This is a genomic window from Amycolatopsis sp. CA-161197 (assembly GCF_050942255.1).
In the GTDB taxonomy this organism is placed as follows: Bacteria; Actinomycetota; Actinomycetes; order Mycobacteriales; family Pseudonocardiaceae; genus Amycolatopsis.
Map to the genome: position 1 here is coordinate 3,453,084 of NZ_CP192059.1, position 20,844 is coordinate 3,473,927.

A 20,844-nucleotide genomic window follows, 5' to 3' on the forward strand; every position below is an offset into this window, starting at 1 on the left:
GCCTAGAGCGAAGCGAGAACCAGCCGCCCAATTACCTCCCGGGCGTCGATCCGCCGGTGCGCTTCGCGGGCCTCGGCGAACGGCAGCGTCGTCACGGGCAGGCTGATCTTCCCCTCGGTGAACAGCGGCATCACCGCCCGCGCCGCAGGCACGGCCGGTGAGGTGCCGGCGGCCAGGTAGCCGCCCACGTTGAACCCGACGACGCCGATGTTGCCGCCCCACACCGCGTTCGAGTCGAGCGCTGCGCCGTGCTCGCCGCCCGCGTTGCCGACCGCGAGCAGCCGGCCCATCGGTGCGAGCAGGCCGACCGAGGCCCGCCGCACGTCGCCGCCCACCGGATCGACGATCACGGTGAACCGCTCGTCTCCCAGCGCCTCGGTGAACTCACCGGAGAGGACCACCCGGTCGAACCCGAGCGCGAGCGCCGCGTCGATTTGCCCGGCCCGGCGCACGGTGCCGACCACCTCGTTCGCCCCGAGCAGCCGCGCCACCTCGGGGTAGACCGACGACAGTCCGCCGAGCGCGCCGTGCACCAGCACCTTGCCGCCGACCGGCGGGCGCACCGCCTCGGTGAGGGACAGGTATGCAGTAACCGTGTTCGCGAACCCTGCGACGGCCTGTTCGCGGCTCACACCCGTGCCCGCAAGCGGCACCACCAGGTCGGCTGGCGCGACGGTGACCTCCGCGTATCCGCCCATCCGCGGCAGGGTCAGCGTCGCCACCTCGTCGCCGACGGCGAACCGGTCGACGCCCGGGCCCACGGCGCGCACGGTGCCCGCCACCTCGAGCCCGGGCACCACCGGCGGTCGTGGCGCGTAGTCGTAGTCGGCCAGTTCGCCGCGGCGGATGATCGCATCGACCAGCCCGACGGCCGAGTGGGACACGGTGATACTGAGTTCCCCAGGCCCCGGGACGGGCTCGGGGACCTCGGCCGGCTCGATGACGCCGGGGTCGCCGTACGCGGTGATGAACATGGCCTTCATGGGTGCGTTCCTCCTGGTGTGGCTGCGATCCACGACCGAGGCTAACGACGCGCGAGGCTCGATCCGGCGCCCAGAGGGGACCTGTCAGGCCCCCTCTGGCCCGGAATTCCACGGCCCGGTCCGGACCCAGGCCGGAACACCGTCGTCACCGCCGCACGCGCACCACCCCGTCCTGCACCACGGCCGCGAGCCCCGTCGCCGGGTTCGCCAGCACGTCGAGGTCCGCCAGCGGGTTCGCTCGTGCGAGCACGACGTCACCCCGGGCGCCGGGTGCGAGCGTGCCCACTGTGCCCACCTGCCGCAGCAGTTCGGCGGCGACCGTGGTGGCCGAGCGCAGCACCGCGGCCGGCTTCTGCACCTTGGCGCGCAACGAGAACTCCTCCGACTGCCGCGCCTGCATCGCGCCCAGCAGGTCGCTGCCGTAGGCGATGCGGACGCCGGCGGCGTCGGCGAGCTGCAACGCCTGGTAGCCGTTTTCCGTCACCCGCACGACTTTTTCGTACTGCTCGGCCGTGAAACCCAGCTCGCGGCTCTGCTCCAGCAAGGCCTGGTAGGTGATCAGCGTGGGCACGTAGAACGCGTCGTGCGCGAGGAACAGGTCGATCGACGTCGCGTCGAGGAGGTTGCCGTGTTCGATCGTGCGGACGCCGAGGCGCAGGCCGCGGTTCACGGCGTCGGCGGTGTAGGCGTGGCCCGCCGTGTAGAGGTTCGCCGCGGCCGCCTCCTCGACGATCGCGGTCACCTCCTCGTCGGAGAACTGCAGGGAGTCCACGCGGTCCGTGGGGCTCGCGCAGCCGCCGGACAGCATGATCTTGAGGTGGTGCGCGCCGCGGCGGATCTCGTCGCGGGCGGCGCGGCGCACCTCGTCCACGCCGTCGCACACGCGGCCGAGCACGGGGATCGCGTAGTGCTGGTCGTGCACGTCGCGACCGGCCGGGCGCAGGTCGCCGTGCCCGCCGGTCTGCGAAAGCGCCTTGCCGCCGAAGAAGATCCGCGGCCCCGTGAACAGGCCTTCGGCCACGGCGGCGGCGATGCCGAAGTCGGCGCCCCCGACGTCGCGGACGCTGGTGAAGCCGCGGGCCAGCATGTCCTTCAGGAGGTGCGACGCCTGCGCGGCCACATACGCGGGCGACTCGTCCGCGACCGTGCCGAGCGCCGCGCTCACGGCGTTCACGTGCACGTGGCAGTCGATGAGCCCCGGCACGGCGAACAACCCCGTGCCGTCCAGCTCGCCGTCCCCGGCCGGGCCACCGGGATCGGCTTCGACCGCCGTGATCCGCCCGCCGGTGATGCGGACGACCTGGTCGCCGGTCACCTGCTCGGACTCGGGATCCACAACGCTGACGTGCCGGACGCTGAGGTCGGCGGGCATGCGGGCACCTCCAGAGGGTTCGTCGGGTTCAGCCACGTCCGATCGTCTCCTGTCCGATCGTCTCGAGCGAGCGGCCGGTGGTGCGCTGGCCGAACACGGCCACCACCCCGGCACCGATCACGAGCAGGACCAGCAGCATGGTGAACACGCCACCGAACCCGACGTTGCTGTAGGAGAAACCGATCACGATCGGCGCGATGATGCCGCCGATCCGCCCGACCGCCGACGCGACGCCGAGGCCGGTGGTGCGGATCATCGTCGGGTAGATCTCGGACGTGTAGGAGTACTCGAGCGCCGCGTTGCCGTTCATGAAGAACGACAGCACGATGCCCCAGACCAGGATCTGCGTGCTGTTGCCCGCGAACGCCAGCCCCAACGCGCCGAGCGCGCCGCCCGCCAGGTAGATCACGATCGTCCACTTGCGCTCGATCCGTTCGCTCACGAACGCGGCCGAGTAGTAGCCGGGGATCTGCGCGAGGTAGATGACGATGGAGAACAGGAAGCTCTTCGAGATGTCGAAGCCCTGCTTCACCAGCAGCGACGGGATCCAGGTGAAGAAGCCGTAGTAGGTGAAGATGGCGACGAACCAGTAGACCCACGACGTGATCGTGGTCTTGCGCAGCCCGGACGACACCAGTGCGCGCAGGTTCGACAGGATCGTGCCCGAGGACACCTGCACCTCTTCGTCCTGTGTGGACGGTTGTGGGGCCGGCAGCGGGCCGACGCGGGCGCCGACCTGGCGCTCGATGTCGGCGACCACCAGCTCGGCCTCGGCGACGCGGCCGTGGACGTGCAGGAACCGCGGCGACTCCGGCAGCGAGCGGCGCCACCACAGCAGCATCACGATCGGCACCGCCGTGAGCACCTGGACCCAGCGCCAGCCGTGCGGTACGTCGCTGACCACGAAGTAGCCGAGCAGGCTCGCGAACACGTAGCCGAACGCGAAGAACCCGGCCAGGGAACCGATGTAGCGCCCGCGCACGCGCGAGGGCACGAACTCCGACAGGTAGGGCGCGATGATCGCGCTCTCCGCGCCGGTGCCCATGCCCGCCACGACGCGGGCGACGAACAGCACCGCGAAGTTCGGCGCGACGGCCGCGACGAGGCTCGCGGCCGCGTAGAGGATCAGCGCGCTGACCATGACCGCGCGCCGGCCGATCCTGTCGCCGAGCACCCCGGCGCCGAACGCGCCGAAGAGGAAGCCGATCAGCAGGCTGCTGCCCAGGATGCCGGTGGCTCCGCTGGACAGGCCCCATTCGGCGGTGACGGAGGGGAGGATGAAGGCGACGATCGCGCCGTCCATCGCGTCGAAGGTGTACCCGAGGCCGCCCGCGAAGAGCAGCTTGTAGTGGAACCGGGAGATCGGCAGGCGTTCGAGCCGGGCCGCCAGCACGTGCGAAGTGAGCTTCGGGGGCGCGCCGGTCGTTTCTGACATGGAGCCTCCCACGATGGGGGACGAGGTCAGGACACTGTACAATGTCACATGACACATGGCACGATGAATTTCCGAGCGTTTACACGTTCGGCTCGGGAGCACGGCTCTGAGTAACATCGATTTCGTGGAGGTTTCATGACCGGGCGCGAAAAGCCATGGCACGGCGTGCTGGTGGCGGCCGCACTTCCTTTGCGGGAGACCGAGCCGGGCGCGCTGACCGTCGATTTCGACGCGTATGCCGAGCACGTCGCGTGGCTGGCCGAGAGCGGTTGTGACGGCGTCACGCCCAACGGTTCGCTGGGGGAGTACCAGACGCTGAGCGTCGAAGAGCGCACGCGCGTGGTCCGCACCGCGGTCGAAGCGGCGCCCGAGGGCTTCACGGTGATGCCGGGCGTCGCCGCGTACGGCGCGACGGAAGCACGGCGCTGGGCCGAAAGCGCGGCCGAGGCGGGCTGCCCCGCCGTGATGCTGCTGCCGCCCAACTCCTACCGGGCCGACGAGCGCGCGGTGGTCGAGCACTACCGCGAGGTCGCGAAGGCGGGTGTGCCGATCGTCGCGTACAACAATCCCTTCGACACCAAAGTCGACCTCGTGCCGGAGCTGCTGGCCGAGCTGCACGCCGAGGGCCTGATCGTCGGTGTGAAGGAATTCTCGGGCGACGTGCGCCGGCCGTACCGGATCGCCGAGCTCGCGCCGGAGCTCGACGTGCTGTGCGGTGCCGACGACGTGCTGCTGGAGCTGGCGATCGCCGGCGCGCCCGGCTGGGTCGCGGGCTACCCCAACGCGTTCCCGAAGGCCACCAGCGAGCTGTGGGCCGCGGCGTCGGCCGGCGACCTGGAGAAGGCCGTGCCGCTCTACCGGCTGCTGCACCCGTTGCTGCGCTGGGATTCGCTCACGGAGTTCGTGCAGGCGATCAAGCTGAGCATGGACATCGCGGGCCGCTACGGCGGGCCCTGCCGTCCGCCGCGGGTGCCGCTCACGCCCGAGCAGGAGAAGGCCGTCCGCCAGGCCACCGAACGAGCGCTCGAGGAAGGGCTTTCCTAGACCATGCGCGCCAAGCGGCTGTTCCACGCGGTCGACTCCCACACCGAGGGCATGTCGACCCGGGTGATCACGGGTGGGGTCGGCGTCGTGCCGGGTGCCACGATGTTCGAGCGCCGGCAGTACTTCGTCGAGCACCTCGACCACCTCCGGCAGCTGCTGATGAACGAGCCGCGCGGGCATTCGGCGATGAGCGGCGCGATCCTGCAGCCGCCGACGCGCCCGGACGCCGACTGGGGCGTGCTGTTCATCGAGGTGTCGGGCTGCCTGCCGATGTGCGGGCACGGCACCATCGGCGTCGCGACGGTGCTGGTCGAGACGGGCATGGTCGAGGTCGTCGAGCCGGTCACCACGATCCGGCTCGACACCCCGGCCGGGCTCGTCGTCGCGGAGGTCGCGGTGCAGGACGGCGCCGCGCGGTCGGTGACGATCCGCAACGTGCCCTCGTTCTCGGTCGGGCTCGACCGCAAGGTGGCCGTGCCGGGGCTCGGCCAGGTGCGCTACGACCTGGCCTTCGGTGGCAACTTCTACGCGATCGTGGAGCTCGAGGAGCTCGGGCTTCCCTTCGACCGCGCGGAAAAGCAGAAGCTGCTCGACGCGGGATTGTCCATCATGGACGCGATCAACGTCCAGGACCTCCCTGTGCACCCGGAGAACCCCGCGATTTCGGGCTGCCACCACGTGTACCTCGCCGCGCCGGGTTCCGACGCGCGGGTCTCGCGCCACGCCATGGCGATCCACCCGGGCTGGTTCGACCGTTCGCCGTGCGGCACCGGCACGAGCGCGCGGATGGCGCAGCTGCACGCCCGCGGCGAGCTGGCGCTGCACACCGACTTCCGCAACGAGTCGTTCATCGGCACGCACTTCATCGGCCGGCTGGTGGAGGAGACGACGGTGGCTTCGCTGCCGGCCGTGATCCCGACCATCACCGGCCGCGCGTGGCTGACCGGCACGGCGCAGTACTTCCTCGACCCCGACGACCCGTTCCCGGCGGGGTTCGAACTGTGATCGAGGTGCTGGCCGCGCGGCCGTCGCTGCCCGCGGCGATCGCGGCGCTGCGGGCGGCGCTGGCCGACGGTCTCGACCCTTCGGCGGATCCGGCGCGCGCGGTCGTTCCGGTGCCGAGCGGGCAGTTCCTGCTGATGCCGGCGTTCTGGGGTGCGTTCGCCGGGGTGAAGGTGGCGGCGGTCGCGCCCGGGAACCCGGCGCGTGACCTGCCGCGGATCCAGGGCGAGTACCTGCTGCTGGACGGCGCGACGTTGACGCCGCTGGCCCTGCTCGACGGGGTGGCGGTGACGTCGGTGCGCACGGCGGCGGTGTCGGCCCTGGCCGTGGACTGCCTGGCGGCGCCGGACGCGTCGCGGCTGGTGGTGTTCGGGACCGGCCCGCAGGCGGCGAGCCACCTCGAGGCGCTGCGGCAGGTCCGGCCGGTGCGCGACGTCGTCGTGGTGGGGCGTTCGGCCGCGCGTACCGCGGCTTTCGCGGCGGCTCAGGGCGCGCGCGTCGGCACGGCGGCGGACGTGGCTTCGGCCGACCTGGTGGTGTGCTGCACGACTTCGTCGACACCGTTGTTCGACGGCGCCCTGGTTCCGGACGGGGCGACGGTGGTGGCGGTCGGTTCGCACGAACCGCACGTGCGTGAGGTCGACGCCGCGTTGATGGGCCGCGCCACGGTGGTCGTCGAAGCGGTGGACACCGCCCTGCGCGAGGCCGGCGACGTCGTGCTGGCGGTTTCCGAAGGAGCACTGGCGCCGGACGCGCTGGTGCCGCTGTCCGATGTGGTCCGCGGGGCGGCGCTGCCCGGGTCGGGGCCCCGGCTGTTCAAGAGCGTGGGAATGGCGTGGGAGGATCTGGTGGTCGCCGCAACCACCTACGAGGCCGCCCGGGGAGAGTCACGTTGACCAGCCAGGAGCACCTCACGCTGACGCTGCCCACCTTCGGCGTGCAGCGGAACCTGCGCGACCAGATCACGCAGACGCTGCGCGCCGCCGTCATCTCCGGCGAGCTGCGCCCCGGCGTCGTGTACTCGGCGCCCAGCCTCGCCACGCAGTTCGGCGTCTCCGCGACACCCGTGCGCGAGGCCATGCTCGACCTCGTCAAAGAGGGCTTGATCGACACGGTGCGCAACAAGGGTTTCCGCGTCACCGAACCGTCCGAAAAGGACCTCGACGACCTCAGCGAGCTGCGCGCCCTCATCGAGGTGCCCACCGTCCGCCGCCTCGCCGAGACCGGCGTCGACCCCGCCGTGATCGCCGAGCTGCGCCCGCTGGCCACCGGCATCGAACACGCGGCCGCCGCGCACGACCTCATCGCCCACGTCGCCACGGACATGCAGTTCCACCTACGCCTGCTCGAACAGGCGGGCAACCCCCACCTCGTCGAGACCGTCCGCTCCCTGCGCTCCCGCTCCCGCATCTACGGTCTCCGCGGCCTCGCCGACCGCGACGAGCTCATCCCCTCCTCCCACGAACACGCGGAACTCCTGGACCTCATCGAAGCCCGCGACGCCGCCGGCGCGGAGGCCCTGATGACCCGCCACATCCGGCACGTGCGGGGAATCTGGGCCGAGTAGCGCCCGACTAATACCGCCAGGTGATCGCGTCCCCGCAGTTCGGGTAGCCCGCTTTGGCCGCGGCGGCGCCGAGGGAGGTTTTGGCGTCGTCCACGACGGCCTTGAAGCCGGCGAGGTTCATGGCAGCGATCATGTCGCTGCCGGGACCCGGGAGGGCGTCGGTGCCCGTCAAGGGGTTCTGCCAAGCCGCGCGGTCGTCGCGCAGGGCTTTGGTCAGGTGTTGCCATGCTGTGCGGAACGCGGCGTCCGCACCGGCGTCGGCGAAGGCTTGGTCCGCCTTGGCGGCGGCGTCGATCTGCCGATCGAGCCGGGGCACGATCTCCTTCGCCCCGTCGTCGCCGGCGACGGCCGGCAGGGCGTTGACGACGTCCTTGACGTCGGCGCACGCGTCGTTCGTCTTGTCCTGCGGGGTAGCGCAGCCGGTCAGGCCCAGCGTGAACGCGAGAGCCGCCCCGCCCGCCGTGATGCGTCGCCTCACTCCGGTTCCTCCCTGGTCGGCCCGCACCGTAGCCGGGGCGCGCGGGGACCGGTCCCGAAGCGAGCCGGCTGGCGGAATTCGCGCCGGCGTTGTGCGAAAGTGGATTCCCGAACGAGGGGAGTCCGGGAATGGGCGAGGAAGCCGCCACGGCGCAGGAGCTGTTCGACGCCATCGGAGCCGGGTACGAGGAGGCCTTCGGCCGGCCGCCGGTGGTCGAGGCGGCGGTGCGGGAGCTGGTCGCGGTGCTGCCGCCGGGGGCGCGGGTGCTCGACGTCGGCAGTGGCACCGGCCGGCCGGTCGCCGAGGACCTGGCGAAAGCCGGGCACCGCGTCACGGGGCTTGACGTGTCGGGCGAGATGGTCCGGATCGCGCGGGAGCAGGTGCCGGCCGCGGAGTTCCGGCACGTGGACGTGAGGGAGTGGGAGTCTGAACCCGAGAGCTGGGACGCGGTGTGCGCGTTCTTCCCGTTCCTGCAGATGACCCGCGCGGAAACGGAGTCCGTGCTGGGCAAGATCGCGGGCTGGCTGAAGCCGGGCGGACGGTTCTCGCTCATCACCGTGCCGAAGGACATTAAAGACGTGCCGCTCGAGTTCCTCGGCCACGCCGTGCGTCTCACCAGTTTCGCGGCCGGTGATCTCGAAAGCCGGGTCCGGGCCACCGGGCTCGAGGTGACCGGGACGCGGTCGGAGGTCTTCGAGCCCGGCAAGCCCGGCGCGGAGCCGGAAGAGCACTTCCTGATCACCGCACGGAAACCCTGATCACTCCCCGGAAAACCGCTGCGAAAGCTCGTTCACCTCGGGCAGCCCGATGAGCGTCGTGAACTCGTCGAACGTCGGCACGCCCGGCAGGGCCGCCGTGGGCGTGCCGTCGCGGCGGATGACGTCCAGCAGGGAGCGGATGCCGGCCGTCGCGGCGAGCAGGGTGCCGATGGGGTACAGCACGAGTGAAAAACCCAGGTCCGTGATACGCGACAGCGGCAGCGGCGGAGTGCGGCCGCCCTCGGCCCAGTTGAACACCAGGGGCGCGACGCCGCGCAGCTCGGTGGCCACGCGTTCGATGCTCTCCTCGCTCGTCGGCGCTTCCACGAACAGCACGTCGGCGCCCGCGTCGGCGTAGGCCTTGGCGCGGCCGAGCGCGTCGTCGAGGCCGTGGACGGCGGCGGCGTCCGTGCGGGCGATGAGCACGAAGTCCGGGTCGCGCCGCGCGGCGGCGGCCGCGGCGATCTTGCCGACCATCTCCTCGCGCGAGATCACGGCCTTGCCTGACATGTGGCCGCACTTCTTCGGCATCACCTGGTCTTCGAGGTGGATCGCCGCGACGCCGGCCTGTTCGTACGCCCGCACGGTGCGCACGACGTTGATCGCGTTGCCGTAGCCGGTGTCGGCGTCGGCGATCACCGGCACGTCGACGGCCGAGACGATGCGCGTCGCGTTGTCGATCATCTCCGCGGCGGAGAGCAGGCCCACGTCCGGGCGCCCGATGAGCGACGCGGTGGTGCCGAAGCCCGTCATGTACACGACGTCGAACCCGGCCTGCTCCACCAGCCGGGCCGAAAGCGCGTCGTACGCCCCGGGCGCGACCAGCGGCGGGCCCGCGGCCAGCAGCTCGCGCAGGCGCTTGCGCGGGGTTCCGGCGGTACCGAGCAGATTTCCCACGGAATTCCTCCTTGTATACATCCAGAGCAAAACTACGCCGCACGCCTTGCGGCGGACAAGACTCCGGCCTAGATTGCACACAATCTTCGAGACGGGGTGACGGGTGACACAGGCGGCGACTTCATCGGGACGCGCGGTGGACGCACTGCGCGAGCTGATCCTGAAGGGCGAGTTCCCGGCGGGCGCCCGGCTCGGCGAGGTCGAGCTGGCCGTCCGGCTCGGCGTGAGCCGGACCCCGGTGCGCGAGGCGCTGACCCGCCTCGCGGCCGAGGGCCTCGTGGAGATCGTCCCCAATCGCGGGGCGCGGGTCAGCCGGTGGACCGTCGCCGAGCTGGAAGGCGTCTTCGAGCTGCGCACGCTGCTGGAACCCCAGCTCACCGCGCTCGCCGTGCCCCACGCGACCGAGGCCGACCTGGCCGCGCTCGACGAGCTCGCCGCGCGCATGGTCGAGGTCGGCTGTCCCGGACCGGGACAGGACCTCGACGCGCTCGTGCCGATGAACCGCGACTTCCACGCCAAGCTCGTGGACCTCGCCCGCCACCCGGCCCTGGCCGGCGCGCTCGCGAGCGCCATCCACGCGCCGATCGTGCTGCGCAACTTCCACACCTACGACGAACAGTCCCTGCGGCGCAGCCTCGCGCACCACGTCGAGATCGTCGCCGCCCTCCGCGCCGGCGACTCCGACTGGGCGCGGGCCACCATGACCGCCCACATCCGCAACGCCCGCGCTGCAATGTTGGCCCCGGCTTCGCCGGGGCGTGCGAGATCGCCGGGAAGCCGGCGTCTCGACTGAACGGTCGGATCGGCCGGGGCCGATCGCACCGTCCAGTCGAAACGCCGGCGCGATCTCGCGCTGTGGTAGCCGGACGTAACGCCCGCGCCGTAACGGTGCGAACCAGACAACACAGGAGAAGGCATGACTCATCTCCCCAGCGACACCGCCACGGCGGACAGCCCGTCCTCTGAACAGCGACCACAGAGCGAGATCGCGCCGGCGTCTCGATCAGGCGGTGCGATCGGCCCCCGGCCGGTCCGACCGCCTGATCGAGACGCCGGCTCAAAGGCGATCTCGCACGCCTCGGCGGAGCCGAGGCCAAATTACAGACTTGGTGTCGACGTCGGCGGCACGTTCACCGACGTGCTGCTGGTCGAGGAGACGACCGGCGGCACCTGGCGGGCGAAGACCCCGTCGACCCCCGCCGACCAGTCGGTCGGCGTCCGCAACGGCATCGCGAAGGTGTGCGCCGACGCGGGCATCGCGCTGAGCGAGGTCGCGCAGGTGCTGCACGGCACGACCGTGGCCACCAACGCCATCCTCGAAGGCAAGGGCGCCCGCGTGGGGCTCGTGACCACGCGCGGGTTCCGCCAGGTGCTGCAGATCGCGCGCTCCTACGTCCCGGGCGGGCTCGCCGGCTGGATCATCTGGCCGAAGCCGGAACCCTTGGCGGCGCTGGAGAACACCGTCGAGGTCGACGAGCGCATCGCCAGCGACGGCGCGGTGATCCGCGAGCTCGACGAGGCCGACGTACGGGCCCAGCTGGAGAAGCTGCGCGGCCGTGACATCCAGGCGCTCGCCGTGTCGCTGATCAACTCCTTCGCCGACTCCGCGCACGAACGCCGCGTGGGCGAGATCGCCGCCGAGGTGCTGCCCGGTGTGCCGGTGTCGCTGTCGTCGGACGTGCTGCCCGAGCTGCGTGAGTACGAGCGCACGGTCACCACCGTCGCCAACGGTTACGTGCAGCCGCAGGTGAAAAAGTACGTCGAGACCCTGGCCAGTGAGCTCGCCGCCAGCGGCGTGGCCGGTGAGCTGGCCATCCTCCGCAGCGACGGAGGCCTCTCGGCCGCCGACGCCGCCGTCGCCGCCCCCGTGACGATGCTGCTGTCCGGTCCCGCTGGCGGCGTGACCGGCGCGGTGTGGGTGGCCGAGCAGTGCGGCCACCGCGACCTCATCACGTTCGACATGGGCGGCACGTCCACCGACGTCGCGCTCGTGCAGGACCTCAACCCGCGCATCGGCCGCGAGACGCAGGTCGGTGACCTCACCGTGCGAGCGTCCAGTGTGGACGTTCGGACCGTGGGCGCCGGCGGCGGATCCATCGCCCACGTACCGGAACTGACGAAGGCGCTGCGCGTCGGCCCGCAGTCCGCCGGCGCCGACCCCGGCCCGGCCGCCTACGGCAAGGGCGGCACCGAGCCGACGGTGACCGACGCCAACGTGGTCCTCGGTTACCTGCCCGCGCAGCTGGCGGGCGGCGAGATCACGCTCGACGTCGAGGCCGCTCGTACGGCGGTCGCCAAGGTGGCCGACGCGATGGGCCTGCCCAGTGTCGAAGCCGCGGCGGCCGGGATCATCGACATCGTCAACGAGAACATGCTCGGCGGCCTGCGCCTGGTCTCGGTGCAGCAGGGCTTCGACCCGCGCGACTTCGCGCTCGTCGCGTTCGGCGGCGCGGGTCCCCTGCACGCCAACGCCCTCGGCAAGCTCACCGGCGCGTGGCCCGTGATCGTGCCGCCGTCGCCGGGCGTGCTGTGCGCGCTGGGCGACGCGACCACGAGCCTGCGTGACGTGTCGGCCCGCACGGTGCTGCGCCGCTTCGCCGACCTCACCGGCGCCGAACTCGTGCAGATCCTGCGCGAGCTCGGCGACGAGGCCGGCGGCCGGCTCGTGGAGCAGGGGCTCGACCGCGCCGACCAGACCCTCGGGTTCCAGGTCGACGTGCGCTACCACGGCCAGGGCTTCGAGATCCCGGTCGAGGTCGACCCGGCGTCGCTGGACGCGCCCGGCACCGCGCTCGACCTGCTGGCCAAGCACTTCGACGCCGAGCACGACCGGCTGTTCTCCTTCCTGCTCAACGTGGACCACGAGCTGGTCAACGCGCGCGCCACCGTCACCGGCCCGCGCCCGTCGGTGGCGGCCGTGACGCTGGCCGAGGGCACCGGCGACCCGGCGGCCGCGCTGGTGGACACGCACCCGATCCACGTGTCGGGCAAACAGCTCGACGCGAAGGTCTACGACCGCGCGAAGCTTCTCGCCGGTGACGTCGTCGCCGGGCCCGCCATCGTGACCGAAATGGACTCCACGACCCTCGTGCTGCCCGAGCACGCCGCCACCGTGCACGCGTCCGGCAGCCTGCTGATCACCCCGCTGGAGGGCTGAACCTTGGCTGAGATCATCGAGACCGCCACCGGCGCGATCACCAAGTCCGAAGTGGACCCCGTCACCCTCGACCTCATCGAGAACGGGCTGCGCAACGCCCGCTATGAGATGGACGAGGTGCTCTTCCGCACCGCGCTCTCGCCCGGCATCCGCGAGCAGCACGACGAGTTCCCGCTCATCGGCGACCCGAGCGGCAAGATGGTGGTCGGCCAGTTCGGACTGTCCATCCCGGACTTCCTCGAGGGCTTCGACGACACCATCGAAGAGGGCGACGTGCTGATGACGTCGGACCCGTATGCCTGCGGCGCGGCGATCAGCCACGCCAACGACTGGCTGATCGTGATGCCGATCTACCACGAGGGCCGGCTCGTCGGCTGGGCCTCGATGTTCGGGCACATGTCCGACGTCGGCGGCAAGACCCCGTCGTCGATGCCCACCGACGCACGCACGATCTACGAGGAAGGTGTGGTCGTCCCGCCGTTCAAGCTGTACCGCAAGGGAAAGCTCAACGAGGACGCCCTGCGGATCATCCTCAACCAGGTCCGCATGCCCGACTGGAACCGCGCCGACCTCAACGGGCTCGTCGCCGCCTGCCGCACAGCGTCGCGCCGCGTGGTGGAGATGTGCGACCGGTTCGGCACGGCGACCTACCTGTCCGCTTTGGACGCTTTGCTGCAGCGCAATTACGACGCCATGAAGATCCTGCTGCAGACGGTGTTCGAAGACGGCAAGACGATCAGCTTCACCGACTACATCTGCGACGACGGCGTGGGTTTCGGCCCGTACGAGCTGAAACTCTCGCTCACCCGCACCGGCGAGAAGGTGCACCTGGATTTCACGGGCAGCTCGCCGCAGGCCGCGGGGCCGATCAACTACTACATCAACGAGAACCTCACCCGGATGTTCTTCGGGATCTACATGATCACCGTGGCCGACCCCCAGATCCTGTGGAACGACGGGTTCTACCCGCTGGTCGACGTGACCATTCCGGACGGTTCCTACTGGAAGCCGAAGCACCCGGCGTCGCTCAACGGCCGCAACCACGGCATCGGCCGCGTGTTCGACCTGTTCGGCGGCCTGCTCGGCCAGACGAACCCGGCGCTGCTCAACGCGGCCGGCTTCTCGTCCAGCCCGCACTTCATGTACTCCGGCAACTACTCGAGCGGCGAGCGCAAGGGCGAGTGGTTCCAGCTCTACTCGATCGGCTTCGGCGGCATCCCCGGCCGGCCGCTGGGCGACGGGCCCGACGGGCACTCGCTGTGGCCGAGCTTCGTGAACATCCCGTGCGAGTACCTGGAGTCCTACTACCCGCTGCGCATCGAACGCTGGGAGACGGTCGCCGACACCGGTGGCGCGGGGCTGCACCGCGGCGGCAACGGTGTCGACGTGACCTACGTCTTCGAAGAACCCGGCACCATCGCCATCCACGACGACCGCTGGCTCACCTACCCGTGGGGCGTCAACGGCGGCGCACCCGGCGCGCGCGGGACGAAGTGGATCGACCGCGCCGACGGCACCAGGGAAGTCCTGCCCAGCAAGTGCCACGACGTCCCGGTGCACACCGGCGACGTGCTGCACTTCGTCACCTGGGGTGGCGGCGGCTGGGGCGACCCGTTGGAGCGCGACCCCGCGCTGGTGGGCCTGGAGGTCGAACGCGGCCTCGTGACGCCCGACGGTGCCCGCGCCTACGGCGTGGTCGTCGCGGCGGACGGCACGGTGGACGCCGACGCGACGAAGACGTTGCGTGATCAGCTGCGCGCCTCGCGGCCGGCGGAGCTGCCGGTGTTCGACATGGGCCCGCCGATCGAGGAGCTGCTGGCCAACTGCGAGGCGGAGACCGGCCTGCCGGCGCCGCAGCGCCCGGTCTGGTCGGCGTCGTGAGCGGGCCGCACGGGTCCGCGTTCTCCGGCCGGCTCGGCTGGGGGGCGCGGCCCGCGCTGCTCGTGATCGACCTCGTGCGCGCGTACACCGAAGCCGGCGGTCCTTTCGAACTCCCCAGCCCGGGGCCCGCGATCGAGGCGACCCGCGCGTTGCTCGAAGCCGCGCGCACGGCCGGGCACCCGGTGGTGTGGACATCGGTGGTCTACACGCGCGGCCTCGCCGACGGTGGGCTGTTCGTGGAGAAAGTCCCGGCGCTCAAAGCGTTCGAGGAAGGCGCCGAAGGCGGGTGGGGCGAGATCGGCCCGCTGAAACCCGAACCGGGGGAAGCCGTCGTGACCAAGCAGTACGCGTCGGCGTTCTTCGGCACCTCGCTTGCGTCCACTTTGCACGCGTGCGGTGTGGACACTCTCGTCGTCACCGGGGTTTCCACCTCCGGCTGCGTGCGAGCGTCCGCAATGGACGCACTCAACCACGGGTTCCGGCCCAAGGTGGTGCGCCAGGCGTGCGCGGACCGCACGGAAGCCGTGCACGACAACAATCTGGTGGATCTCGACGCGAAGTACGCCGACGTCGTGAATGTCGAAGAGGCGTTGAAAAACCTCGGGAAATGACCACGAGGGGCCTCCCCAGGCCGGCTCGGGATACCGGCGGGGAGGCCCCTCTGTGGTGCGGCCGCGACTACTATTGCTGCTGGTCGTCGCCGCCGAAGCGTTCCTTCAGCTTGTCGGCACCCTGGTGGATCTGGTCGCCGTGCTTGCCGCCGGTCTTTTCGTCGGCGAAGTCGGCGGCCTTGTCGACGCCCTGGCCGACCTTGTCCGGGTGCTGGCCCGCGAACTCCTGCAGCTTCTCCTTGGCCTTGTCGAACATGCCGTCCATCTCGCGCTCCCTTCCGTCGTGCCGAATTCGGGTGGACGTTCCGAGGAGTACCCAGCAGTTCACCGGGTCAGCCCCATTGTCCCCTCATCGGGTGAGATGGGAGCGGAAGGTTTTTCAGTTGAAGCGACCGGCTCCGTCGAGGTAGGACACCTTTTCGACGGTGATCCCGCCTTCGAGCAGCTCGTCGGCCCGCGCGACCAGGCCACGCAGCGCGTCGTTGCCACTGTGGACCTTCAATGCGTCGAGGTCGGCGAACATCTCGTAGAAGACGAACTCGTCCTCACGCTTGTTCAGCAGGTAGAGCAGCGTGCCCTCTTCCTGCCGAGCCGCGTCGACGAGCCCGCGCAGCAGCTGCTCCACCTCCGCCTCTTTGCCCGCTTTGGGACGGATGTAGGCGATCTGCGCGACTGTCATTCCTGACCTCCAAGACGAGGGTGTTCCCGGCTCGTCAAACCTACTGGGTTCAGGGCTTCACGGTGCTGTGGTGTTGGAAGGGCCATTGCGCCACCGGACGCGCCAGCAGCTCCTCGGGCGGGTCGGGCAGCCGCGGGGGAGTGGCGTTCCAGCGCGCGATGACCACGACGCGGTCCTGGCCGCCCAGGTAGACGTCGGCGCCGGCGAAGTGCTCCGTGGCGGTGAGTTCCGGCACGGCGGTGGCCTCGACCCACGCCAGCAGGTCCTGCTGGCGGCCCGGCGCGGCGCGGACTTCCCACATCAGTGTGTCGCTCATGGCCGCGACTCTACTGCGCCGATCGTCGCCGATCCGACCGCAGTCACGGCCGAATGGCTTCGCAGCAACGGTTACGTGCCGCGCGGGGACCGGCTTGCTTCCGGCCGGATCAGCAACGGCGGCACCGCGGGCACGGCAGTGGCCGACGCGATGTCCTCGGCGGTCAGGCGGAACGCTTCGGGGTAGTGCTCACGCTCGGTGCGGCGGGCCGGTTCCGTGCTGCGCCAGGTGTAGCGGCAGCGCGCGCACTGGTGCACGGTCCACACGCCGGCCACGGGGGAGTCGGCGAGCTTCGGGATGTCGGGGTGGTCACACCGGGGGCAGGTCACGGGCGGGGCTCCTTCCGGGGCGGTCATCGGGCGGCCAGCCTGCGCAGTTTGTCCACCCACGCGGCGGTTTCCGGCAGGTCCTTCACCGGCTGGCTGAAGTGGCCGCGCGCGTCCGGCGAGACGGGGGTGGTCGCGTCGATGATCATCTTGTGGGTGATGCCCGCGGGGTCGGCCGCCGGATCGAGGGCGACCACGGGCAGGTTCGGCAGCACCATCACGTCGCCGGCCGGGTTGACCTTCGTGGAGACCGCCCACATCACGCGGGGCAGGTCGAACGGGTCCACGTCCTCGTCGACCACGATCACCGTCTTGAGGTATCCGAGGCCGTGCGGCGTGGTCATGGCGCGCATGGCGACGGTTTTCGCGAAACCGCCGTAGCGCGACTTCGTGGAGATGATCGCCAGCAGTCCGTGGGTGTACATCGCGTTCACGGCCTGCACCTCGGGGAACTCCGCCGTGAGCTGCTGGTGGACGGGCACGCAGGTGTTGGCGGCCATGAGGAAGTCGATCTCGGTCCACGGCATGCCGAGGTAGAGCGACTCGAACACCGGGTTCGTGCGGTACGAGATCCGGTCGATGCGGATCACGGGCATGCTGCGTCCGCCCGAGTAGTGGCCGGTGAACTCGCCGAACGGGCCTTCCAGCTCACGTCGGCGGCCGACGATCACGCCTTCGGCCACCACTTCCGCGCCCCACGGCACGTCGAGGCCGGTCAGCGGCGCGGCCGTGACCGGGGCGGGCGCGCCGCGCAGGGCGCCGGCCAGCTCGTACTCGTTCTGGTCGTAGGCCAGGGGCGTGGCGGCGACGATGGGGATCACCGGGTCGTTGCCCAGCGCGATCGCCACCGGCAGGTCCTCGCCCGCGCGCTCGGCCTTGGCCAGCTGCAGCGCGATGTCGTGCATCGGCACGGGCTGGATGCCCAGCTCGGCGCGGCCTTTCACCTGCAGGCGGTAGATGCCGACGTTCTGCTTGCCGTCGTTGCCGGGGTCCTCGGGGTCGCGCGAGACGACGGCGGCCTTGTCGAGGTAGAAGCCGCCGTCGCCGTCGTTGAGGCGGAACAGGGGCAGCACGGAGAACAGGTCGACCTCGTCGCCTTCGAGCACGTTTTCCGCCCACGGCGGGTTTTCGCGGCGCTCCACGGGCACCGGGAACGTCTCCCAGCGGCGGATGAACTCCGCGACCTGGTCCTTCACGCCCGTGCCGGCGGGCAGCCCGAGCGCGAGCGCGTGGTTGGCCCAGGAGCCGTGGACGTTGAGGGCGACGCGGGCGTCGGTGAAGCCTTCGAGGTTGTCGAAGTACAACGCGGGGGCGGCGTCACCGAGCTTCGGCGCGGCGTTGGCGGCCGCGGCGAGGTCCGGCTCGGGGGAGACCGGCTCGGTCACCCGAACCAGCTGACCCTCCTTGTCGAGCGTGGTCAGGAACGACCTGAGGTCGTCGTGCGGCATGGGTCCTCCTGCGGGTGGTGGGAGAAGGCCGGCATCGGCGGCGGCTCCTCCAGTTCCCCGGCTCAATAAGTTCGTATACGAACCGTTCGCATTCATACTAACATGGCGATCATGACGAGCCGGATGGACGAGTCGGTCTTCCACGCGCTGCGGCGCGCGATGCAGGAGCACGGCGCCCGTTGGCAGGCGAAGCTGCCGGGGCTCACGAAGCCCCAGTACGCCGTGCTGGTGGCGATCTCGGAGACGCCGGGCCTCGATCAGGGCGCGGCGGGGCAGCGGGCGGCGACGGACAAGGCGACGCTCGCGAACCTGCTGCTGCGCCTGGAAGAACGCGGGTTGATCACCCGTACGGTGGGCACCGACCGGCGCCGCCGCGAGCTGCGGCTCACGCCGGCGGGGGAGGAACTGCTCGCCGCGGCGATGCCCGTCGTCGATCGGGTGAACGAGTCGATGCTCGCCCCGCTGGACGACGACGAACGCCGTCAGCTGGTGGCGCTGCTCACCAAATTGGCGATCTGAGGCCCGGTAGGGTCGGGCGATCGGCACCGGAGCTGAGGAGGGCACGTGGCGGGACCGCTGAGCGGACTGAAGGTCGTGGAGCTGGCCGGGATCGGCCCGGGTCCGCACGCGTGCATGGTGCTCGCCGACCTGGGTGCCGACGTCGTGCGCGTGGAGCGCCCGTCGGGCTCGCTCGACCTCACCGGCGGCAAGGCGGACCCGCTGCTGCGCGGCCGGCGTTCCGTCGCGGCCGACCTGAAGACGCCCGAGGGCCGCGACCTCGTGCTGCGGCTCGCGGCGAAGGCCGACGTGCTCGTGGAAGGCCTGCGTCCGGGCGTCACCGAGCGGCTCGGCGTCGGCCCGGCCGACTGCCACGCGCTCAACCCGCGGCTGGTCTACGGCCGCATGACCGGCTGGGGCCAGGACGGCCCGCTCGCGCAGCGCGCCGGGCACGACATCAACTACATCGGGCTCGTCGGCGTGCTCAACGCGATCGGCCGCGCGGGCGAGCGGCCGGTGCCGCCGCTCAACCTCGTGGGCGACTTCGGCGGCGGGTCGATGTTCCTGCTCGTCGGCGTGCTTTCCGCGCTGTGGGAACGCGAACGCACGGGCCTGGGCCAGGTCGTGGACGCCGCGATGGTCGACGGCACGAGCGTGCTCGCGCTCATGGTGTGGTCCTTGCGCGGCCTCGGCGTGTGGTCCGACGAGCGCGGCGTGAACCTGCTCGACGGCGGCGCGCCGTTCTACGACACCTACGTGTGCGCCGACGGCCGCTACGTCGCCGTCGGCGCGCTGGAGCCGCAGTTCTACGCGGCGCTGCTCGCCGGGCTCGGCCTGGAGGCCGCGGATCTCCCGCCGCAGCTGGAGAAAACGAGCTGGCCGACGCTGCGGGCCGAGTTCACCAAGGCGTTCCTCTCGCGCACCCGCGACGAGTGGGCCGAGGTGTTCGGCGGTGTCGACGCGTGTGTCACCCCGGTGCTGGAGCCGGACGAGGTCGCCGCGCACCCGCACATCGCGGCGCGCGCCGGCCTGGTCGAGCTGGACGGGATCCTGCAGCCGGCTCCGGCGCCGCGGTTTTCGCGGACGGCACCGGATCTGCCGTCCTCGCCGCCGAAGCCGGGCGCCGACACGGAAGCGGTCATCGCCGACTGGGGAGTGTGACCGGTTCCTCGCTGCGTCGCGGGGCCAGCGTCAGCACGGCCACCGCGATCGCGGCGCCGCACGCGCCGACGAAGACGAACACCGCGGTGTAGCCCAGCGACAGGGAGATCTGGCCGACCAGCAGCGGGCCGAACGCGTTGGCGAGGCGGCCGGCCCCGTAGCAGAGGCCGGTGGCCCGCGCGCGGATCTCCCCGGGGAACAGGCGCGGCGTGTGGGAGTAGAGGAGCGCGACGAGCGTCTGGTTCAGCGCGGCCACGAGGAAGCCGAAGACCACGATGGCGGCGGGGGCGAACGTCAGTCCATACGCGACACCCGCGCCGGCGAACATCAGGCTGAACACCGTGACGGGGCCGCGCAGCCCGAAGCGGTCGGCGACGGGCCAGGCGAGGAGCGCGCCGGGGACCGCGCCGAGGGTGGTCAGCGCGGTGTAGCCGACGCTGTGGGTGACGGTGAAACCGTGCTCGTGCAACAGGGTCGGCGCGAACGAGGCGAACCCGTAGTAGCTGAGGGTGAGGAAGATCCAGACGCTCGCGAGCATGATCGTGCGGCGGGCGAAGCTGCCGCGCAACAGCCGCAGCGGTGCGCCGGGGACGCGCCGCGGCGCCGGTGATTCCGGCAGCCACCGGGTGATCACCAGCGGGACGACACCGAGCGCGCCGAAGACGAACACCAGCCGCCAGCTCTGCGGGCCCAGCCCGATCACGGCTCTCGCGAAGAACGCCATGGCCGGGATGCCGAGCAGCCCCACGGCGAGCGTGCCGGCCTGGACCCGGCCGCGCTGGTGCTCGGGGATGAGCTCCGTCAGGTAGGTGACCGCGACGACGGTCATCGCGCCGAGCCCGCAGCCGGTGAGGAAACGGGTGGCCAGCAGGCTGACCGTGTCGAAAGCGCCCGCGGTGGCCAGGGAACAGACGGAGAACCACAGCACGGAGCCGCGCAGCGCGCGCTTGCGTCCGGCTCGCTCGGCCACCCGGCCGCCGGCCGTGGCGCCGGCGAACATGCCGAGGAACCCCGCCGCCGTCACGACGGAGATCCCGCGCAGGCCGAGGTTCAGCGCGTGGTGGACGGTCGGGGCGACGTAGGCGAAGGAGTTGATGTCGGCCAGCTCGAACGCGAAGCACAGCGCGAGGGTGCCGGCCACTTTCCGGTGGTAGCGCGTCCACGGGAGGTGGCCGAGCCGGGCGGGCAGCGTCACGTCAGTCCCTTTCGGACCTCAGTGCGAAGCGGAAGT

Annotated in this window: 22 protein-coding genes; 11 read left to right on the forward strand and 11 right to left on the reverse strand. The window is 71.1% G+C overall.

Going from position 1 to position 20,844, the window contains the following annotated elements; genetic code table 11:
• Positions 1–2: 2 nt before the first annotated feature.
• From ACQPXB_RS16470 to ACQPXB_RS16480, 3 genes are all read right to left on the reverse strand, one after another.
• On the reverse strand, positions 3–983 hold the full coding sequence (locus tag ACQPXB_RS16470) for a quinone oxidoreductase family protein (RefSeq protein WP_432852911.1): 981 nt from the start codon (positions 981–983) through the stop codon (positions 3–5).
• Positions 984–1,128: 145 nt separating this feature from the next.
• Complete coding sequence (locus tag ACQPXB_RS16475; RefSeq protein WP_432852914.1) at positions 1,129–2,355, reverse strand: amidohydrolase family protein; 1,227 nt, start codon at positions 2,353–2,355, stop codon at positions 1,129–1,131.
• A 28-nt stretch (positions 2,356–2,383) separates the two neighbouring features.
• On the reverse strand, positions 2,384–3,790 hold the full coding sequence (locus ACQPXB_RS16480; protein WP_366585467.1) for an MFS transporter: 1,407 nt from the start codon (positions 3,788–3,790) through the stop codon (positions 2,384–2,386).
• A 135-nt stretch (positions 3,791–3,925) separates the two neighbouring features.
• Between ACQPXB_RS16480 and ACQPXB_RS16485 the strand changes: the two genes are divergently transcribed.
• From ACQPXB_RS16485 to ACQPXB_RS16500, 4 genes are read left to right on the forward strand one after another with little or no spacing between them, the layout of a single operon-like run.
• Positions 3,926–4,834, forward strand: a complete 909-nt coding sequence (locus tag ACQPXB_RS16485; RefSeq protein WP_366585469.1) for a dihydrodipicolinate synthase family protein — start codon at positions 3,926–3,928, stop codon at positions 4,832–4,834.
• Positions 4,835–4,837: 3 nt separating this feature from the next.
• Positions 4,838–5,839 (forward strand): proline racemase family protein, encoded by a 1,002-nt coding sequence (locus ACQPXB_RS16490; protein ID WP_432852918.1) that lies wholly within the window; start codon positions 4,838–4,840, stop codon positions 5,837–5,839.
• On the forward strand, positions 5,836–6,732 hold the full coding sequence (locus ACQPXB_RS16495) for an ornithine cyclodeaminase family protein (RefSeq protein ID WP_432852921.1): 897 nt from the start codon (positions 5,836–5,838) through the stop codon (positions 6,730–6,732). The genes ACQPXB_RS16490 and ACQPXB_RS16495 overlap by 4 nt, the downstream gene beginning before the upstream one ends.
• Positions 6,729–7,403, forward strand: a complete 675-nt coding sequence (locus ACQPXB_RS16500; RefSeq protein WP_432852924.1) for a GntR family transcriptional regulator — start codon at positions 6,729–6,731, stop codon at positions 7,401–7,403. Before ACQPXB_RS16495 ends, ACQPXB_RS16500 begins: the two co-directional genes overlap by 4 nt.
• 7 nt (positions 7,404–7,410) lie before the next feature.
• Here the strand turns inward: ACQPXB_RS16500 and ACQPXB_RS16505 are convergent, their stop codons facing one another.
• A complete protein-coding gene (locus tag ACQPXB_RS16505; RefSeq protein ID WP_432852927.1) occupies positions 7,411–7,881 on the reverse strand; it encodes a hypothetical protein in 471 nt (156 codons plus the stop codon).
• 128 nt (positions 7,882–8,009) lie between these two features.
• On the opposite strand from ACQPXB_RS16505, the gene ACQPXB_RS16510 reads away from it, so the two are divergent.
• Positions 8,010–8,639: a class I SAM-dependent methyltransferase gene (locus tag ACQPXB_RS16510; RefSeq protein WP_432852930.1), complete on the forward strand. Its 630-nt coding sequence runs from the start codon at positions 8,010–8,012 to the stop codon at positions 8,637–8,639.
• Here ACQPXB_RS16510 and ACQPXB_RS16515 read toward each other — a convergent pair whose 3' ends face one another.
• Positions 8,640–9,536 carry an isocitrate lyase/PEP mutase family protein gene (locus tag ACQPXB_RS16515; protein ID WP_366585483.1) on the reverse strand — a complete coding sequence of 299 codons (897 nt, stop codon included), beginning with the start codon at positions 9,534–9,536 and terminating at the stop codon, positions 8,640–8,642.
• 136 nt (positions 9,537–9,672) lie between these two features.
• Between ACQPXB_RS16515 and ACQPXB_RS16520 the strand changes: the two genes are divergently transcribed.
• From ACQPXB_RS16520 to ACQPXB_RS16535, 4 genes are all read left to right on the forward strand, one after another.
• Positions 9,673–10,329 (forward strand): GntR family transcriptional regulator, encoded by a 657-nt coding sequence (locus ACQPXB_RS16520; protein WP_432852933.1) that lies wholly within the window; start codon positions 9,673–9,675, stop codon positions 10,327–10,329.
• Positions 10,330–10,602: 273 nt separating this feature from the next.
• Positions 10,603–12,693: a hydantoinase/oxoprolinase family protein gene (locus ACQPXB_RS16525; RefSeq protein WP_432856669.1), complete on the forward strand. Its 2,091-nt coding sequence runs from the start codon at positions 10,603–10,605 to the stop codon at positions 12,691–12,693.
• 3 nt (positions 12,694–12,696) lie between these two features.
• Positions 12,697–14,574 carry a hydantoinase B/oxoprolinase family protein gene (locus ACQPXB_RS16530; RefSeq protein ID WP_386952076.1) on the forward strand — a complete coding sequence of 626 codons (1,878 nt, stop codon included), beginning with the start codon at positions 12,697–12,699 and terminating at the stop codon, positions 14,572–14,574.
• Positions 14,571–15,185, forward strand: coding sequence for an isochorismatase family protein (locus ACQPXB_RS16535; protein WP_432852937.1), 615 nt, complete (start codon positions 14,571–14,573; stop codon positions 15,183–15,185). The genes ACQPXB_RS16530 and ACQPXB_RS16535 overlap by 4 nt, the downstream gene beginning before the upstream one ends.
• A 70-nt stretch (positions 15,186–15,255) precedes the next feature.
• Here the strand turns inward: ACQPXB_RS16535 and ACQPXB_RS16540 are convergent, their stop codons facing one another.
• The 5 genes from ACQPXB_RS16540 to ACQPXB_RS16560 all read right to left on the reverse strand — a co-directional run bounded on the left by ACQPXB_RS16540 (position 15,256) and on the right by ACQPXB_RS16560 (position 17,954).
• Positions 15,256–15,450: an antitoxin gene (locus ACQPXB_RS16540; RefSeq protein ID WP_432852940.1), complete on the reverse strand. Its 195-nt coding sequence runs from the start codon at positions 15,448–15,450 to the stop codon at positions 15,256–15,258.
• Between the two features lie 114 nt (positions 15,451–15,564).
• Positions 15,565–15,864, reverse strand: a complete 300-nt coding sequence (locus ACQPXB_RS16545) for a putative quinol monooxygenase (RefSeq protein ID WP_386952082.1) — start codon at positions 15,862–15,864, stop codon at positions 15,565–15,567.
• A 49-nt stretch (positions 15,865–15,913) separates the two neighbouring features.
• On the reverse strand, positions 15,914–16,180 hold the full coding sequence (locus ACQPXB_RS16550; protein ID WP_366585495.1) for a hypothetical protein: 267 nt from the start codon (positions 16,178–16,180) through the stop codon (positions 15,914–15,916).
• A gap of 71 nt (positions 16,181–16,251) precedes the next feature.
• A complete protein-coding gene (locus ACQPXB_RS16555) occupies positions 16,252–16,509 on the reverse strand; it encodes a non-oxidative hydroxyarylic acid decarboxylases subunit D (RefSeq protein WP_386952086.1) in 258 nt (85 codons plus the stop codon).
• 23 nt (positions 16,510–16,532) lie between these two features.
• Entirely contained in the window at positions 16,533–17,954 is a 1,422-nt protein-coding gene (locus ACQPXB_RS16560; RefSeq protein ID WP_432852945.1) for a non-oxidative hydroxyarylic acid decarboxylases subunit C, read from the reverse strand.
• A gap of 111 nt (positions 17,955–18,065) precedes the next feature.
• Here ACQPXB_RS16560 and ACQPXB_RS16565 point away from each other — a divergent pair, with 111 nt between their 5' ends.
• Both ACQPXB_RS16565 and ACQPXB_RS16570 read left to right on the forward strand, forming a co-directional pair.
• Positions 18,066–18,473, forward strand: coding sequence for a MarR family winged helix-turn-helix transcriptional regulator (locus tag ACQPXB_RS16565; protein ID WP_366585501.1), 408 nt, complete (start codon positions 18,066–18,068; stop codon positions 18,471–18,473).
• 45 nt (positions 18,474–18,518) lie between these two features.
• Positions 18,519–19,613: a CaiB/BaiF CoA transferase family protein gene (locus ACQPXB_RS16570; RefSeq protein WP_366585503.1), complete on the forward strand. Its 1,095-nt coding sequence runs from the start codon at positions 18,519–18,521 to the stop codon at positions 19,611–19,613.
• Here the strand turns inward: ACQPXB_RS16570 and ACQPXB_RS16575 are convergent.
• Complete coding sequence (locus ACQPXB_RS16575) at positions 19,591–20,808, reverse strand: MFS transporter (RefSeq protein WP_432852950.1); 1,218 nt, start codon at positions 20,806–20,808, stop codon at positions 19,591–19,593. The genes ACQPXB_RS16570 and ACQPXB_RS16575 overlap by 23 nt on opposite strands.
• Positions 20,809–20,844: the final 36 nt, after the last annotated feature.